At 72.2% G+C, this 309-nt stretch carries 1 protein-coding gene; it reads left to right on the forward strand.

Going from position 1 to position 309, the window contains the following annotated elements; translation table 11 throughout:
- On the forward strand, nt 1-309 hold a 309-nt coding region (locus OO70_RS50920; protein WP_043688532.1), incomplete at both ends, for a substrate-binding domain-containing protein.

A 309-nucleotide genomic window follows, 5' to 3' on the forward strand; every position in this document is an offset into this window, starting at 1 on the left:
GCCCCGGCTACACCGTGGTGGACACCGATCAGGCGCAGGGCGCCCGTCAGGCGACGGAACACCTGCTGGAACTCGGCCACCGCCAGGTGTGGCACGTCGCCGGTCCCCCGACCTCGTTCTCCGCGGCCCACCGGGTCGAGTCCTGGCGGCGCACGCTGGAGGAGTCCGGCATCGTCCCGCCGCCGGTGCTGTACGGCGACTGGACCACCCGGTCCGGATACCTGCACGGGCTGACTCTGGGGCAGAGGCCGGAGGTCACGGCGATCTTCGCCGCGAACGACCACATGGCGCTCGGTGTCATGCGTGCCC

It is taken from the genome of Streptomyces xylophagus (genome assembly GCF_000716435.1).
Classification (GTDB): Bacteria; Actinomycetota; Actinomycetes; order Streptomycetales; family Streptomycetaceae; genus Streptomyces; species Streptomyces xylophagus.